Genomic DNA, 15167 nt, shown 5'->3' with positions numbered 1-15167 from the left:
AAAACGAGCACAGTTTGACAAACTTCCGCCAAGATTGAACCTCTCTCGCCCAAATTTGAACACCCTGCTCTGATTAAAACTTCCTTGGCGACAAGTGCGTCGTCCAGCCAATGCCCCTTTTTTTGGGGCTGTGAAGGGATTGAAATGAAACACGCTGTGACCTTGAAAGAGGTGTGGAATGCCGCACGCACCACGCGCTCGGCCAAGCGATTTGTTAAAGAGTTCGCAAGAGACGAAGATGGTGCGTTTATCATCTTCTCTTTGTTTATGTTTGTGTTGATGTTGCTGACCGCTGGTATGGCGCTGGACCTCATGCGTTACGAAACACACCGCGCGCGCCTTCAAGGTACGCTAGATCGCGCCGTTCTCGCTGCAGCCGATCTGGACCAGACACTATCGCCCGCAGCGGTTGTCACCGATTATTTCGCCAAAGCCGGACTCTCGAGCTTTTTGACGTCGACGACTGTCGACCAAGGCCTGAACTACAGAATCATCAGCGCCCAAGGCAACATGACGATGCCAACGACCTTTATGCGTCTGTCGGGTCAAACCGAATTGGCGATCCGCGGCGACGCAACCGCAGAGGAACGTGTATCCAACGTAGAGATTTCGCTTGTTGTAGATATTTCAGGCTCGATGGGCCGCAACAACAAGTTGAGCACACTGCGGACCGCCTCCCATACATTCATTGATACAGTGATCCGTCCAGAAACAGAGGATCTGATCTCGCTCAATATTATTCCCTACACTGCGCAGGTGAACGCAGGGCCAGATATCTTTGATCAGCTGACGGTAGACCAAAAGCACAACTTTTCGCATTGCATCGACTTTGAACCAGCCGACTTCAACACGGCAGCTCTGGATGTTCCGCCTGTGTCGACCCGGACCTATAAGCAGATGCAGCACTTCCAATACGGCTGGTCTTCGAGCTACGTGAACAACCCAGGTTGTCCAATGCAGAGTTATGAGCGGATCGTTCCGTTCAGCCAGGACGCGACATCGCTCAAGAGTACAGTGACAAGCCTACGAGCCCGTGCAAACACGGCGATCCACCTTGGGATGAAATGGGGTGTGTCGATGCTTGACCCGACCTTCCGTCCGATCGTGACAGCCATGATTGCGAACAACAAAGTAGACCCTGAGTTCGCTGGTCGTCCTGTCGCTTACAACGACCCAGAGACGCTCAAGACGATTGTTCTGATGACAGATGGTCAAAACGTAGACACCTACCGTATCAGCGACGAATTCTATTCTACCCCGTCGCAGATTGCGCACTGGGATCGTTACCAACTGTTCTTCTTTACTAACAATTACATCGATCGTGATATCGACCAGAACTACTACTACAAGAAGTTCACAGCGACCCAAGCCGACACCATGCTGCAGTCGATCTGTGACGCTGCAAAAGCTGAAGGCATCCTAGTTTGGACAATCGGCTTTGAGGTCTCGAACCATGCTGCTGGCGAAATGCTGGACTGTGCGTCGTCGCCTAGCCACTTCTTCCGTGTGGAAGGCGTCGAGCTCAGCGAAGCGTTTGCGTCGATTGCACGTCAGATCAACCAGCTGAGACTGGTCCTATGATCCAGGCACTCAAATCTAGGGTGGCAGATTGGCTTGCCCCTGTCGTTCGCTTTCGTAAGAACGAAGACGGCAGTTCAAGCGTCGAGTTTGTAATCCTGTTCCCTGTGTTCATCGTGCTGGTTGCGACATCGATTGAGGTTGGCCTCGTCATGACACGCCAAGTGATGCTAGAACGCGGCACCGACTTGGCCGTACGTGCGATCCGCTTGGGAACGACGTCACCGGGTCCAGTCGGCGCAGCTCAGATAACCAACATGATCTGCAGCACGGCTAGCATCATTCCCGATTGCGTCAATCAGGTAAAAGTTGAGATGCGGCCAATTGATCCGCGTTCTCTGACTTTGATCCCGACGGTTGCAGATTGCCGCGACCGTGATGATCCTGCGGTCCCTGCTCGTGAAGTCACGTCAGGCACTCAGAACCAGCTTATGGTCTTGCGCGTGTGCGCGTTGATCGACCCGTTCTTTCCAACCGTCGGTTTGGGCAAACGCTTTTTGGTCGATGAAAACGGCAAGCTGGTCCCGAGAACAAATGAGAACGGCGACATTATGCGCGACGCCAATGGTGTTCCGTTAATCAAAAAGAGCGGTATCCCATTGATCGCCTACTCCGCCTTTGTGATGGAGCCCTAAGTTATGTGGTCGTACCTCAAATCATTCCACCATGATGAACGCGGCAGCTTGTCCGTCGAGATGGCGCTTGTGGCCCCGATGCTGGTGTGGACCTATTTGGCCATGTTTGTGTTCTTTGATGCCTACCGCACAAAGGCCAACGCGACCAAAGCAACCTATACGTTCTCGGACTTGTTAAGCCGCGAGTTGGACTATGTGAACCCGACCTACATGATGTCGATGCAGCAGTTGTTTAACTTTATGACAGAATCCCCGAACACAGCGCGCATCCGCCTCACCATGGTGCGGTTTGACGCGGGCAATAATCAGTACCGTGTTAACTGGTCCAAAGAACGTGGCGGAGTTGGCGTCTTGAACACCACGTCGTTGGCACAGATACACAACCAGTTGCCTGTGATGCCAGATGGCGAAGTTGTCATCCTGTTTGAAAGCTGGCTCGACTTCATGCCGTCATTCAACGTCGGACTTGAGCCCTTTACGATCTACAACCATGTGGTGACACGCCCCCGTTTTGCGCCACAGGTTTGCTGGGAACAACCAGGCAATTTGAGCAACAACTGGGGTGGTGACGACGCTCCGGTCGTCGATTGCTAATTAGCTCTGACGCAGCGCGATTTCGGTCGCGATGCGTTCGGCCATAAATTTTGCGGCCCCTGCAGCAGTAACACCACCGACACCAACACGACGACCTGACTGCCAAAACATCCCCGGCGCCCAGCGCCGTTTCTGACGGTTTTTCAGAACAAGCGTAAACCCGTTTGACGGCTTCATCGCAAACACACCGCGTTCGACGGCCTGAATATCATCCGTTTCAGCGATCATTTCGCCGGTATTGTCCCACACCCCTGTTTCATCAAAGGTGATGACCATTAGCGTGGCACGGCGCAAACGTTCCGCGATCCACAAGACACCCGCCCCAAACGCCAGCAAGAAGATCCGCCAGCCAAACGATGGAGCCGTCGAAAAGGCGAGATAGACCAGCATCGCCCCCAACGAAATCAAAACCGCACAAGCAAATATACGGCGCGGAGCCGAGGCGGTCAGAGTAGCGAGTGGAGCGTCAGTGGTCATCAGGGCAGCCTTTTGTCATCAAGTGACTGCCTCATATCGCGCTATCCGCGAAAATACTAGCGACGGACGACGATCTCGGCGCCACGCTCTTCTGGTTCATCATCTTTCATCTCTGGCGGAAAGCCCGGTGCTGTAACGTCCAATCCGGTACGATCTTCGAGACGGCGAATAATATTGGGGGACAATTCGCGGGGTCCGTATTTCTCGATACCATCATTGAAGATGTTGATCATGAGCGGGCTCATTTCCAGCTCGACGCCAGCGCGATCAGCAACCTCTTGGAACAGGCCGATGTCTTTGGCTACCAAATCCATGGTGAACGAAATATCGCGGCTGCCATTCAAGATGACTTGGCTTTCGGTTTCATGAACAAAGCTGGTGCCCGATGACATCGCGATCGCCTCGTAAGCGACGCCCATATCCATATCGGCCCCTTTGCATACAGTCAGCGCTTCGGCGCAGGAAATCAGGTTCGCAGTGGCTAGAAAATTCGTCACAACCTTGAGAACGGACGCAGATCCCAGATCGCCAGTGTGCAACACGCGGCGGCCCATCACGGTGAGCAAAGGCAGAATTTTCTCGAACGTCGCGCGATCACATCCAGCAAAGATGCTGATGTTGCCTGTATCGGCACGGTGGCACCCACCAGAGACCGGGCAATCAACCGCTGCACCGCCCTGAGCAATCACTTGGCTTCCCAATCGTTTGACTTCGGCTTCGTCTGTTGTGCTCATCTCCATCCAGATTTTGCCAGCCGTCGCATGGGGCATCATTTGGCTGACGACAGCGTCCGATGCAGCAGGTGACGGCAAACAGGTGATGACGGCGTCGCAGTCTTGCATCATCTGAGCAGGCGACCCTCCGTCTTGGGCACCACGTGCCACACAATCGGCAACCAGTTCCGAATTCAGATCATGAACAACCAGATCAACCCCGTTGCGCAGCAAGCTGCCCGAGAGTTTGCCCCCGACATTTCCTAGTCCAATAAATCCAACTTTCATCCTGCTCTCCATCGCAATATTTTACCCAGACAAACGGGTTTCGCTGGAAACGTCAGGTCTATTTGCGACGCTTAGAGTGCAATTTTTCATGTGCAGCGCCGCACCAAATCCATGTTCGTCTGCACAGTTTGTGCAATTGCCCCAAACCCGCTGGATCATTAGGTACAGATCAAAGGAGACAGATCATGTCACTACGCCCCACTTTGGAAACCCGCCAAGCCACACCAACAATGGAAGGTGCAGGTGTTAAACTGCATCGGGCCTTTGGGTTCCAAGATCCAAGCGAGATGGATCCGTTTCTGTTGTTTGATGATTTTCGCAACGACCATCCCGAAGATTTCGAGAAAGGATTCCCTTGGCATCCTCACCGCGGGATCGAGACGATCACCTACGTTCTGAATGGTACGGTTGATCATTCTGACAGCCTTGGAAATAACGGTTCGCTGGGTGCGGGTGATGTTCAATGGATGACCGCAGGGTCCGGCATTCTGCACCAAGAAATGCCCCACGGAAACACGCGCGGACAGATGCACGGCTTTCAGTTGTGGGGTAACTTGCCAGCCGCACAAAAAATGACGGCGCCACGTTACCAAGATGTGACAGCCGGTGCGATCCCGACCGTCATTGACGATGACGGTGTCGCCGTGCGCATCATCACAGGTGAGTTTTGGGGTAAAAAAGGTCCGGTGGACGGCATTGCGGCAGACCCTCAATACCTAGATGTGACTGTACCCGCTGGCGTGCGCAAAACCTTTCAGATCGACACCTACCGTCGTGCCTTTGCCTATATTTTTGAAGGGGCTGGAGCATTTGTGGACGCATCAAACCCATCAGGCGTGTTGCTCGAAAAAGAGGTCATGGGTGAAGAGCTGAACATTCGCGACATGTCAGGTGATCGTACATTGGTTCGCTTCGGAAACGGCGACAAGGTTACAGTTCAGGCCGGACCAGACGGAATGCGGTTTCTGCTCATTTCCGGCGCACCGATCGAAGAGCCGGTCGCCTGGCACGGCCCCATCGTGATGAATACACGCGACGAACTGGTCCAAGCCGTCAAAGAATTGAACAACGGCACATTCATCAAGCCCGCGCACTAGGGCGCCACGGATTTTCGCACCAAATCCCAATATAGGTCTGCAACTGCAGTTTCAGGCAGCCGACCATCTTGGCGGTACAATGTAGAGACGCCCGTCAGCATCGCGATGATCGCAAGAGATGTGATCTTGGCGTCTTGGGTCGCAATGCTGCCGTCTTCTTGGCCCCGTTTGAGGATCAGCTCGACTTCGGTCTCGTAGGTCTTGCGCAGCTGTTCGATCACGGCGAAATTCTCGGGGCTGAGATTGCGCAGTTCCATATAAGAGATGAACACCAGATCGGGGCGCGGAAGGTGATAGCCCATGTGAAACCGCGCAAAGCTCTCTAGTTGAGCCATACCGCCCTCGGGCTTTTGGACTGCCGCCCAATCGTTTAGCAGCGCGTCCATATGTTCGCGCATCAGATTGAACAGCAAGGTTTGCTTATCAGGCGTATAAGAATAGAGCGCACCCGCCTGAATTCCGACCTCGGCCGCGATTTGGCGCATGGAAACAGCTGCGAACCCATGCCGCGCAATCAAGCGCAACGCGGCTTCGCGGACCCGTGGGCCAGTAATTTGCGAGTGTGATCCCGTTTTGCGTGCCATGCCGCACCTCTCGGCGAAAATCCCGCCTGTTTGCTTTACGCCCTCAACCTGCCCTTGCCCCTACGCGCTCGCAAGCCTAATCTGCAGACAGACCCAATAGCGGACCTGCCATTTATGCGTGCCTTGCCAATCTTTTTTGTTGTGATGCTGGCGGCATGCACCCCTTTTCCCGATCTGGATGATACGCTTGATCCGGCTGTGCGTGACGCCGCCTTTCCAAAACTCATCCCTCTCGAACCCCTTTTGGCGGGCGTTCCAGACACGCGCACGACGCCGGCTGTTTTGGCGAATGTCGATGCGCAGATCGCAGCTCTTAATGCTCGGGCAAATCGCCTACGCGGGCCTGTCATTCGCGCCAACACGCGCGTACGGATGAGGCGCGGAGTGACATTGCAGTAGCTGCGACCTTAGGGTAACAGCGTGCGGCAAGTAACGCTCCGACAAGGATTTTGAAATGACTGACATGACACCACTTCGGCTTGGAATTGCGGGCTTGGGCACCGTTGGTGCGGGTGTTGTGAAAATCATTCGTCAAAAGGCGAATTTGTTGGCGAGCCGCACAGGCCGCCCAGTCGTCATTACCGCAGTATCGGCGCGTTCACGTGACAAAGATCGCGGTGTGAATTTGGCTGACTACGCGTGGGAAGATGATCCAGTCGCATTGGCCACCCGCGATGATGTCGATGTTTTTGTCGAACTGATGGGGGGCGACGAAGGCCCTGCCAAGGACGCCACAGAAGCCGCAATTGCTGCGGGCAAAGACGTCGTAACCGCAAACAAAGCGCTTCTTGCGCACCACGGTCACGCGCTGGCACAATCTGCCGAGGCTGCAGGCCGTGTCATTCGGTTCGAAGCCGCAGTCGCGGGCGGTATCCCCGTCGTGAAATCATTGACCGAAGGTCTTGCTGGCAACGATATCGACCGCGTCATGGGTGTCATGAACGGCACGTGCAACTACATCCTGACCCGTATGGAGAGCGCAGGCTTGCCCTATGACGAGGTCTTTAAGGAAGCCAATCAGCTTGGCTATCTGGAAGCAGACCCGAATTTAGACGTCGGCGGAATTGATGCGGGTCACAAACTGGCCCTGCTGGCGGCGATTGCTTACGGAACCCGCGTTGATTTCGACGCGGTCGAGTTGGAAGGTATCGGCAGCATTACCATCGACGACATCAAACATGCCGCTGATATGGGTTACAAAATCAAACTGTTGGGTGTGGCACAACTGACCGGACGCGGCCTAGAGCAACGCATGACGCCGTGTCTTGTTCCGGCAACCAGTCCGCTGGGTCAACTGGAAGGCGGCACCAATATGGTCGTTATCGAGGGTGACCAAGTCGGCCAGATCGTTTTGCGCGGAGCGGGTGCTGGCGAAGGCCCGACTGCGAGTGCGGTGATGTCTGATGTCATCGACATCGCGCGCGGCACACGTATTTCGACATTTGGCAAACCTGCGGTTGAGCTTGAAGACAGCCGTGCGGCACGTACATCTGCCCCTGCGCCCTACTATTTGCGCATGATGCTCGATGACAAGCCCGGAGCGCTCGCCAAGATTGCGACCGTTTTGGGCGAGGCTGGCATTTCGATCGACCGTATGCGGCAATATGATCATGCTGGCGGGACGGCCCCGGTTTTGATCGTAACACATAAAACCACACGAGAGGCGCTGGACAGCGCGATTTCAGGCTTTGAGGCGACCAAAATATTGGCAGACGGTCCGGTCGCAATTCGGATCGAGGCAGTTTCGTAAACTGTTAGCGTTAAACCTCTCAAGCGGGGGTTCGCAACGCGAACACAAGCGGCTATGCGCTGGGTAGTTTAGTTTAAAAGGACGACCGAAATGGCGAAATCTGCTGACTTTAACGACCGTATGTTGTCATTGGGCCTTGCCCGTGTGTCAGAGGCTGCTGCCCTTGCTTCGGCCAAGTTGATCGGTCGCGGGGATGAAAAAGCTGCGGACCAAGCCGCGGTCAATGCCATGCGCGAACAGCTAAACCTGCTCAACATCCAAGGTGTTGTCGTGATTGGCGAAGGCGAACGCGACGAAGCACCAATGCTGTATATCGGCGAAGAGGTCGGCAACGGCGAAGGCCCAGCTGTCGACATTGCGTTGGATCCTCTGGAGGGAACCACCCTCACCGCGAAAGACATGCCAAACGCGCTGACCGTCATCGCGATGGGGCCTCGCGGATCGATGCTGCACGCGCCCGACGTTTACATGGACAAGCTGGCGATCGGTCCCAGATTTCGCACAGGCGTCGTCACGCTAGATATGTCCCCAGCCGAACGCGTCTCTGCGTTGGCTGCGGCCAAGGGTTGCTCGACAGAAGACATCACCGTTTGCGTTCTAGAACGCCCCCGCCACGAAGATATGATCGATGAAATTCGCACAACTGGTGCCGCGATCCGTCTGATCACAGATGGTGATGTCGCGGGCATCATCCACTGTGCCGAGGCTGAAACGACAGGCATCGACATGTACATGGGTTCAGGTGGCGCCCCCGAGGGTGTGCTGGCCGCAGCTGCATTGAAGTGTATGGGTGGGCAAATCTTTGGCCGCTTGTTGTTCCGCAATGACGACGAACGTGGTCGTGCATCAAAAGCTGGAATCACCAATTTTGACCGCGTCTACACTCGCGATGACATGGTGACGCAAGACGTGATCTTTGCGGCAACCGGCGTGACCGACGGATCGATCCTGCCCGGTATCAAACGCGAACCGGGGTACCTGACGACCGAGACGATCCTGATGCGTTCGAAAACAGGGTCTGTCCGGCGCATGAATTATCGTAATCCCATTGGTAGATAACGGGTTTCTCGGAGTTGCCGCCTCGGTCACGGGGCGGCGTTGGGTTGGTCCCACCGCGGACCAAGACCGTCTCGCGCAAGCGATGGCCCAAGACTCCGATCTGCCCTTGCCAATTTGCCGGACACTCGTCCGGCGCGGTGTACCAGCACCCGAGGCGTCGGCGTTTCTCACGCCTGCCTTGCGGGACTTGATGCCTGACCCTCGTAGCCTTTTGGACATGGAACGCGCGGCTTTGCGGTGTGTTCAAGCTCTGAAAAAACGAGAGAAGATCGCCATCTTCGCCGACTACGATGTGGACGGCGGTGCCTCTGCAGCTCTTCTTTTGGCGTGGCTACGCGCTATGAACCACGATGCAACGCTTTATATCCCTGACCGGATAGACGAGGGATACGGCCCCAACGATGCGGCGATGAAGAAGTTGGCGGATCAACACGATCTGATCGTCTGCGTCGATTGTGGGACCCTGTCTCACGGCCCGATCGAGGCAGCTCAGAGCGCCGATGTGGTCGTCTTGGATCACCACTTAGGTGGTGAAACACTTCCGCCCGCGCATTCGGTCGTCAACCCAAACCGGCAAGATGAAACAGGCGATCTGGCACATTTATGTGCAGCAGGCGTTGTGTTTATGATGCTGGTCGAAGCGAACCGCCAGATGCGTCAAGACGACGTCAAAGGGCCGGATTTAATGTCGATGCTCGATCTTGTTGCATTGGCCACGGTTGCAGATGTAGCGCCGTTGATCGGGCTTAACCGCGCGTTTGTCAGAACTGGTTTGCAGGTCATGGCACAACGCAAGCGGATCGGCCTTGTTGCATTGGCGGATGTCGCTCGCATGGATGCGGCTCCGACATCTTATCATCTTGGGTTTCTGCTAGGTCCTCGCGTGAATGCAGGGGGGCGGATCGGGGCGGCGGACATGGGTGCTCGGTTGTTGGCCAGCACCGATATGAACGAGGCACGCGCCTTGGCGGAACGTCTCGACCAACTCAATTCAGAACGACGCGAGATCGAGGGGCAAGTCAGAGCCGCCGCGACCGATCAAATGGAACAACGTGATCAAAGCGCGCCACTGGTTTGGGCGGCAGGGGATGGTTGGCACCCGGGCGTTGTCGGCATCATCGCAAGCCGGATCAAGGAACAAACAAACCGGCCTTCCATCGTGATCGGACTAGACGGTGATGAAGGCAAAGGATCAGGTCGATCCGTCAGCGGGATCGATTTGGGAGCCGCGATCCAGCGGGTTGCTGCCGAAGGACTATTGATCAAGGGCGGCGGACATAAAATGGCGGCTGGCTTGACCGTTGCACGCGCACAATTAGAACCTGCAATGGCCCGATTGTCTGAGTTGCTTGGCAAACAAGGGGCCGGTGAGCTAGGCCCATCAGATCTCAAACTAGACGGTGTATTGATGCCAAGTGCCGCGACACCAGAATTGATCGCACAGCTTGAACAAGCTGGTCCATTCGGAGCCGGCGCCTCTGCGCCCCGATTTGCATTTCCAGATGTCCAAATTAATTTTGCCAAGCGGGTTGGAGACAGCCACCTAAAAATCACGTTTGGTGACGGAATGGGGGCAAGGATCGAAGCGATTTCATTTGGTGCGTTTGATGGCCCATTGGGGCCAACGCTTGAAAAACATGGCGGCGCGCGGTTTCATTTGGCCGGTCGATTGGAAATCAACAGCTGGCAAGGCAGAGACCGTGTCCAGCTCCGATTAGAAGATGCAGCACCGGCATAATTTTCGAAAATTTGCATGGTCAAAAAAACCCATAAAAATGCGAAAGAATCCTCTTGCTCTCGCATGCGGCTTGGCCTAATCACACGCCTACCAACGTGGCCCGTTCGTCTATCGGTTAGGACGCCAGGTTTTCAACCTGGAAAGAGGGGTTCGATTCCCCTACGGGCTGCCACGGTTTCCCCAAAATTATTGGTCTTCAGCGCGCTGCGCCAGGGTTATGTCTTGTTCAGGTTTAAAAAAGCAGTGTTGGGCGCGGCCTAACGACTTGCTGCGATAGAGAGCCCGGTCCGCGTCTGCGAGCATCTGAATCGCCGTTGGGTCAGAATAATACGTGGACAAGGTTGTGCCCGCGCTCGCAGAAATTCGACACATCTCGCCTTCGAATGGAATCGGTACTTCAATCCGTTCAATCACCCGCGACGCGATTGTGCCTAGTCGTTCGCGGTCGACCAGCCCCAAGAACAAAATGACAAATTCGTCGCCCCCGATCCGCGTCACGACGTCATCGGAACGTGTCACGTCCCGCAAAATTTCGGCAACTGCCGTCAACACATGATCACCGGCTGCATGTCCCAACGTATCATTGACTGCTTTGAAGTGGTCGAGATCTATTTGCATCAATGCAAAATCATTGCCTTGGGTCAGAGTTTGCTCAAGCATCTGGTCCAGAGCTCGGCGGTTGCTAAGCCCTGTCAAAGCATCTGCAAATGCCTGTTCTTCAGCGGCTTCGCGGGCCGATTGAAGGCGCAGGTTCAGCTTTTTGGTTTCGTCCATAACCGCGTTTTTGGCCTCGACGAGGTAAAGCATTTCGATGGCAAGATCGGTATGGGCAAAATCCGCTGACGTCAGATCAAAGCGTCGCACCGCATCGATCACGCCGATTCCGAAAGACAAGGTCAACAAATACCCCAGCTGATCCCCAAGCGGTACAAGCACCCCCTTGAGACGTGTCTCTGGGTTCGCGACGAATGCGAGGTGAAGTTTTTGCCCTGCCGTTTCGATGAGATCACTGAATTTGTCACCCGCACGCGGACGAAGCATCGAAAACGCATCGAAAACCGGATCACCAATTGCAAAGTGTTGAGACCAACATTTCCGCAGGGTTGGGCCAATGTTCAGAATTTCCCCACCTGCACCGAGCCGCACGTGCATCGGGCAAACAACGTCCAAGACGGCATCCACTTGGCACACATCAGCGTTGAAATCATGAGATTGAACAGTCATTGGCTATGCGCCAGTTCAAATTCCCGAGCCTTGGCAAATTTGACGTCTAACAATTGGACCTCAATCTGATCGAGCCCTGTCTCACCTTTTGCAAGGTCCATAAGAACAAGCGCTCCATAGTCATCAGCCATTGCCCGCAGCACGCCCAAAATCCCAAACGCGATCCCTGCCAGCGGTGAATTAACGACAATGCGGTATCCATCAGGGCCTGTTTGGCGCACCTCAAGGGGCGGGATGTAGAGTTCGGGCAATGCGAGCTGGGCCCAATCCGGCATATCATCAAGCGTCAGCAAGAAGTCACCGAACGTATCGCCACCGAACCGTAACAGGCGACGTAGGCCACCGCTGGTCGGGTGAGACACCAGATAGGTACCGACGTCTTCGAGCAGGACCGAGCACGGTTTTTGGAGGGTTTCTGAAGCAGCCCTGATCATGTCGAACAAAATCTGGTCATCATAGACCAGCATCGCCTCAAAGGTTGTGACCTCAAGCGCAGCCTTGCGCACGATCGTTTCCCAGATCGCTTCGCCATATGTATCACACACAAAACTTTGAAATGCGCGATTTATGAGCCCGTGCATAACACCTCCAAACAGTTACCACGTTCGGGTATGACCGACGGATGTTAACAAAAGCCTTATGCCCTTCGAGAGACCTTAACCACTTTATAGATTAGAAGTCGGTCGGGGCTCCGCCTTCGCGTTTGCGTTTCTCTACAAATGCGGCGAGCTCTTCTTTGATCCCCGCGTCCATTGGTGGTTCTTCAAAATTGGCGATGATCTCTTTGAATATCCCATGCGCACGCTCGGCAGTCCAAACGCCGCCGGCGAGATCCCAGCCTTCAAAGTTCCGCCAGTCCGATACGAACGGTTGGTAGAACGCAGTTTCATAGCGTTCTTGGGTGTGTTCAATCCCAAAGAAGTGCCCATCACTGCCCACCTCTCGAATAGCGTCGAGAGCAATGCCATCGGCGCTGGTGTCGCAAATTTGGGGCTCCATATAGCGTTGGATCATTTGCAGAACTTCACAGTCCATCACAAACTTTTCCGGGCTGGCGATCAGCCCTCCTTCGAGCCAACCTGCAGCGTGGTAGACTACGTTTGTACCTGACTGAACGGCTGACCACATGGCGTTCGAGGTTTCCCACATGGCTTGGCCGTCAGGTACGTTAGCCGCACAAGAGCCGGAGGCGCGCATCGGCAATCCGTAGCACCGCGCCATTTGGCCCGTCATTTGCGTCGCACGCATATATTCAGGTGTTCCAAACGCTGGCGCACCAGATTTCATGTCTACGTTGGATGTGAATGTACCGATAACGCAGGCCGATCCCGGCCGGACGTACTGGAACAACGCAATCGCGGCGAGCGCTTCGGCAATAGACTGTGCCACGGCACCTGCCATTGTGACCGGCGCCATGGCTCCTGCCAATGTGAATGGGGTCACGAACACCGCCTGCCCTCTGCGGATCATCCGCAAGCAGCCGTCGATCATCGGGACGTCATGTTTTAGCGGCGAGGTTGAATTGATGTTAGTGTACATCTTGGGGCTGGCTTCAAATTCTTCATGGGTCCAGCCGCCAGAGATACGCACCATCTCCATCACATCCTCAACCCGCTCTTGCCCCAAGGAATAGGCATGGGCGACTTTGTCCGTCAGGGTCAGTTTGTCATGCACAACATCGAGGTGCCTAATGCTGGCATGGATATCGACCGGTTCCACAGGATAGCCACCGGCAAAGTGGATACAGTTAAAATACTGTGTGAGCCGCAACAGATCCGCACATTGCTTGCGATTACCGGGAACCTTTTTCCCAATCTCGAGGTCGTAATAGTTGGGCGGTGAAGACACATTTCCAAACAAGATATGTTTGCCACCGATTGGCAACGCCCTCGCAGGGTTACGCGGCGTGATTGTGAATTCTGCAGGGGCCTGAGCAATCATCTCCATGACCCAGTCACGACCCATCTTAACGGTTTCACCTTCGACTTTGCATCCAGCCTCTTTGAACAATGCAAGGCTCTCTTCGTTGAGAAAGACGATCCCGATCTCTTCGAGAATGCGCATGGCACCATCATGAACCGCTTCTACCCCCTCTGGGGTCAATGGTTCGGTCGGGGCGTCAATATTTACAGGAATTCGCCACGGCATCTGATCGATCACATTGCCACCACGTCTGGCGGCATTTCCAGCGCGGCCACCGCCACGACGGCGTTTGGGACCAGTATCAGACATCGGGTTCTCCTCTTATGACTGTCTTGATCGGACAATAGTCACAATGGGATTACCGCGCCTCGGGCGACATCTGGTGTCGTTTTTGACGAACGTTGGTTCGGATTAGGCGTCGAGCCACGCACCTAAAGCGCCAATGCTGGACAAGAGCAGATCACAATGCGGCCCCAAATCTTGTTCCGTCGCCGTGCCTGTCAGGACGCCGATCCGAAACATTCCAGCCGCTTGACCTGCGGATAGGTCATGCAAGCTATCCCCAACCATTGCACAATCTTCGGGGGCCAGGCCGACCGCGTCACAAAATGCTATCAACTGCCCCGCCGATGGTTTTCCACCATATCCGCTGTCTGATCCCGCGACGAAATCAAAGTGAGCTTCGACTCCCGCGCGTTCCAGATGAGTTCGAGCTGGTGCTTCGGCGTCATTTGTCGCGACACCAATTTTCAGGCCACGCGCCTTAAGGTCCAGCACGAACTCGTGCAATGGAACGACTTCGACCTGCGGCACCTGTTGCGCCATCGTGTTCATCCGGTCCATCAGCTCAGAAATGGGCTGAGACGGAAGCTGCGGCAGCAATTGTTCAGCGATTTCGCGCGGTGTGCCCGCGACAACGACGCTTGATCTTCGAAACCGCGTCTGCGCCATGTCATACCCGACAGCATCACCCAATCTTTGGGCAAGCTCCGGATCGCCGCCAGCCTCTTGGGTCAGGAAACGCGCAGCCCAAACACCCCATGTGGCGTCAAAGTCAAAAAGCGTTCCATCTTTGTCAAAGAGAACGCCCTTGATGCCCGTGCCTTGGTTACCCATTCCGAGATCTTTCTTAACATTCATGTCCAATGAACGTCCTGCGCACCGGGCAAGGCATACCGCGCATGAAGGGGCATTTCGTACTTCAATTCATTCGCATCGCAAAACTGCATGACCCACTGATCGTTCATTGTCAGAAATTCGAGAACCGAGCCCAAAAACGCAGGATCATTGGCCCGAACGCGCAAATCGTCGACCGAGGCACCCGTCGATCCCATAAAGACGGGGCACAATTCTTCGTCGCCGACCAACCAAGCAAGCGCCTGTAGGCCAATTGTCTCTGCAGCGGCTGGTGTCATTCATTTTCCTTACGCAAACAGAAACCCTTTCTTAACCATTTGCCACGACATTGGCCCCAAGGAAAGACAGAAGGTGACGCTCTTACTGTCGG

General features: G+C 54.9%; 16 protein-coding genes and 1 tRNA gene. 9 read left to right on the top strand and 8 right to left on the bottom strand.

All coding sequences use genetic code 11. The features are described from left to right. Window positions 1–144: 144 nt before the first annotated feature. The 3 genes from TR2A62_RS17155 to TR2A62_RS17145 are packed head-to-tail and all read left to right on the top strand — an operon-like array spanning window position 145 to window position 2807. Window positions 145–1581 (top strand): TadE/TadG family type IV pilus assembly protein, encoded by a 1437-nt coding sequence (locus TR2A62_RS17155; RefSeq protein WP_009158013.1) that lies wholly within the window; start codon window positions 145–147, stop codon window positions 1579–1581. Then, window positions 1578–2213: a TadE/TadG family type IV pilus assembly protein gene (locus TR2A62_RS17150; protein ID WP_050761103.1), complete on the top strand. Its 636-nt coding sequence runs from the start codon at window positions 1578–1580 to the stop codon at window positions 2211–2213. The genes TR2A62_RS17155 and TR2A62_RS17150 overlap by 4 nt, the downstream gene beginning before the upstream one ends. Before the next feature lie 3 nt (window positions 2214–2216). Beyond that, window positions 2217–2807: a TadE/TadG family type IV pilus assembly protein gene (locus TR2A62_RS17145; protein ID WP_009157557.1), complete on the top strand. Its 591-nt coding sequence runs from the start codon at window positions 2217–2219 to the stop codon at window positions 2805–2807. Here TR2A62_RS17145 and TR2A62_RS17140 read toward each other — a convergent pair whose 3' ends face one another. Together TR2A62_RS17140 and TR2A62_RS17135 are read right to left on the bottom strand one after the other, a co-directional pair. Next, complete coding sequence (locus tag TR2A62_RS17140) at window positions 2808–3284, bottom strand: hypothetical protein (protein WP_009160207.1); 477 nt, start codon at window positions 3282–3284, stop codon at window positions 2808–2810. It abuts the gene before it with no gap. Window positions 3285–3340: 56 nt separating this feature from the next. After that, complete coding sequence (locus TR2A62_RS17135; RefSeq protein WP_009159122.1) at window positions 3341–4285, bottom strand: NAD(P)-dependent oxidoreductase; 945 nt, start codon at window positions 4283–4285, stop codon at window positions 3341–3343. A 185-nt stretch (window positions 4286–4470) separates the two neighbouring features. Here TR2A62_RS17135 and TR2A62_RS17130 point away from each other — a divergent pair, with 185 nt between their 5' ends. Next, window positions 4471–5382 carry a pirin family protein gene (locus TR2A62_RS17130; RefSeq protein ID WP_009159935.1) on the top strand — a complete coding sequence of 304 codons (912 nt, stop codon included), beginning with the start codon at window positions 4471–4473 and terminating at the stop codon, window positions 5380–5382. Here the strand turns inward: TR2A62_RS17130 and TR2A62_RS17125 are convergent. After that, window positions 5379–5966 carry a TetR/AcrR family transcriptional regulator gene (locus TR2A62_RS17125; protein WP_009160865.1) on the bottom strand — a complete coding sequence of 196 codons (588 nt, stop codon included), beginning with the start codon at window positions 5964–5966 and terminating at the stop codon, window positions 5379–5381. The two genes, TR2A62_RS17130 and TR2A62_RS17125, sit on opposite strands and share 4 nt — an antisense overlap. Window positions 5967–6080: 114 nt before the next feature. On the opposite strand from TR2A62_RS17125, the gene TR2A62_RS17120 reads away from it, so the two are divergent. The 5 genes from TR2A62_RS17120 (at window position 6081) to TR2A62_RS17100 (ending at window position 10685) form a co-directional block, all read left to right on the top strand. Continuing rightward, complete coding sequence (locus TR2A62_RS17120; RefSeq protein WP_009158869.1) at window positions 6081–6365, top strand: hypothetical protein; 285 nt, start codon at window positions 6081–6083, stop codon at window positions 6363–6365. 55 nt (window positions 6366–6420) lie between these two features. After that, window positions 6421–7716 (top strand): homoserine dehydrogenase, encoded by a 1296-nt coding sequence (locus TR2A62_RS17115; RefSeq protein WP_009157802.1) that lies wholly within the window; start codon window positions 6421–6423, stop codon window positions 7714–7716. Window positions 7717–7806: 90 nt separating this feature from the next. Next, window positions 7807–8775: a class II fructose-bisphosphatase gene (glpX, locus tag TR2A62_RS17110; protein WP_009157551.1), complete on the top strand. Its 969-nt coding sequence runs from the start codon at window positions 7807–7809 to the stop codon at window positions 8773–8775. Window positions 8776–8857: 82 nt separating this feature from the next. Further along, window positions 8858–10513 (top strand): single-stranded-DNA-specific exonuclease RecJ, encoded by a 1656-nt coding sequence (gene recJ, locus TR2A62_RS17105; protein WP_150103608.1) that lies wholly within the window; start codon window positions 8858–8860, stop codon window positions 10511–10513. Window positions 10514–10610: 97 nt separating this feature from the next. Further along, window positions 10611–10685: transfer RNA gene (locus tag TR2A62_RS17100), tRNA-Glu, on the top strand. A gap of 14 nt (window positions 10686–10699) precedes the next feature. Here the strand turns inward: TR2A62_RS17100 and TR2A62_RS17095 are convergent. From TR2A62_RS17095 to TR2A62_RS17075, 5 genes are all read right to left on the bottom strand, one after another. Further along, window positions 10700–11737: a GGDEF domain-containing protein gene (locus TR2A62_RS17095; protein WP_009157835.1), complete on the bottom strand. Its 1038-nt coding sequence runs from the start codon at window positions 11735–11737 to the stop codon at window positions 10700–10702. Further along, window positions 11734–12318, bottom strand: coding sequence for a heme NO-binding domain-containing protein (locus TR2A62_RS17090; protein ID WP_009160822.1), 585 nt, complete (start codon window positions 12316–12318; stop codon window positions 11734–11736). The genes TR2A62_RS17095 and TR2A62_RS17090 overlap by 4 nt, the downstream gene beginning before the upstream one ends. A gap of 91 nt (window positions 12319–12409) precedes the next feature. Next, a complete protein-coding gene (locus TR2A62_RS17085; protein ID WP_009160048.1) occupies window positions 12410–13969 on the bottom strand; it encodes a trimethylamine methyltransferase family protein in 1560 nt (519 codons plus the stop codon). Between the two features lie 102 nt (window positions 13970–14071). Beyond that, window positions 14072–14800 (bottom strand): HAD family hydrolase, encoded by a 729-nt coding sequence (locus TR2A62_RS17080; RefSeq protein ID WP_009158267.1) that lies wholly within the window; start codon window positions 14798–14800, stop codon window positions 14072–14074. Further along, the gene (locus tag TR2A62_RS17075; protein ID WP_009160156.1) at window positions 14797–15075 is read right to left on the bottom strand and encodes a DUF3572 domain-containing protein; all 279 of its coding nucleotides are present in this window, start codon (window positions 15073–15075) and stop codon (window positions 14797–14799) included. The genes TR2A62_RS17080 and TR2A62_RS17075 overlap by 4 nt, the downstream gene beginning before the upstream one ends. Between the last annotated feature and the right edge of the window lie 92 nt (window positions 15076–15167).

Origin of the sequence: Thalassobium sp. R2A62, assembly GCF_000161835.1 — a bacterium.
In the GTDB taxonomy this organism is placed as follows: domain Bacteria; phylum Pseudomonadota; class Alphaproteobacteria; order Rhodobacterales; family Rhodobacteraceae; genus Thalassobium.
Note: the sequence above shows the minus strand (reverse complement) of the source record. Positions and strands in the feature narration are given on the sequence as shown.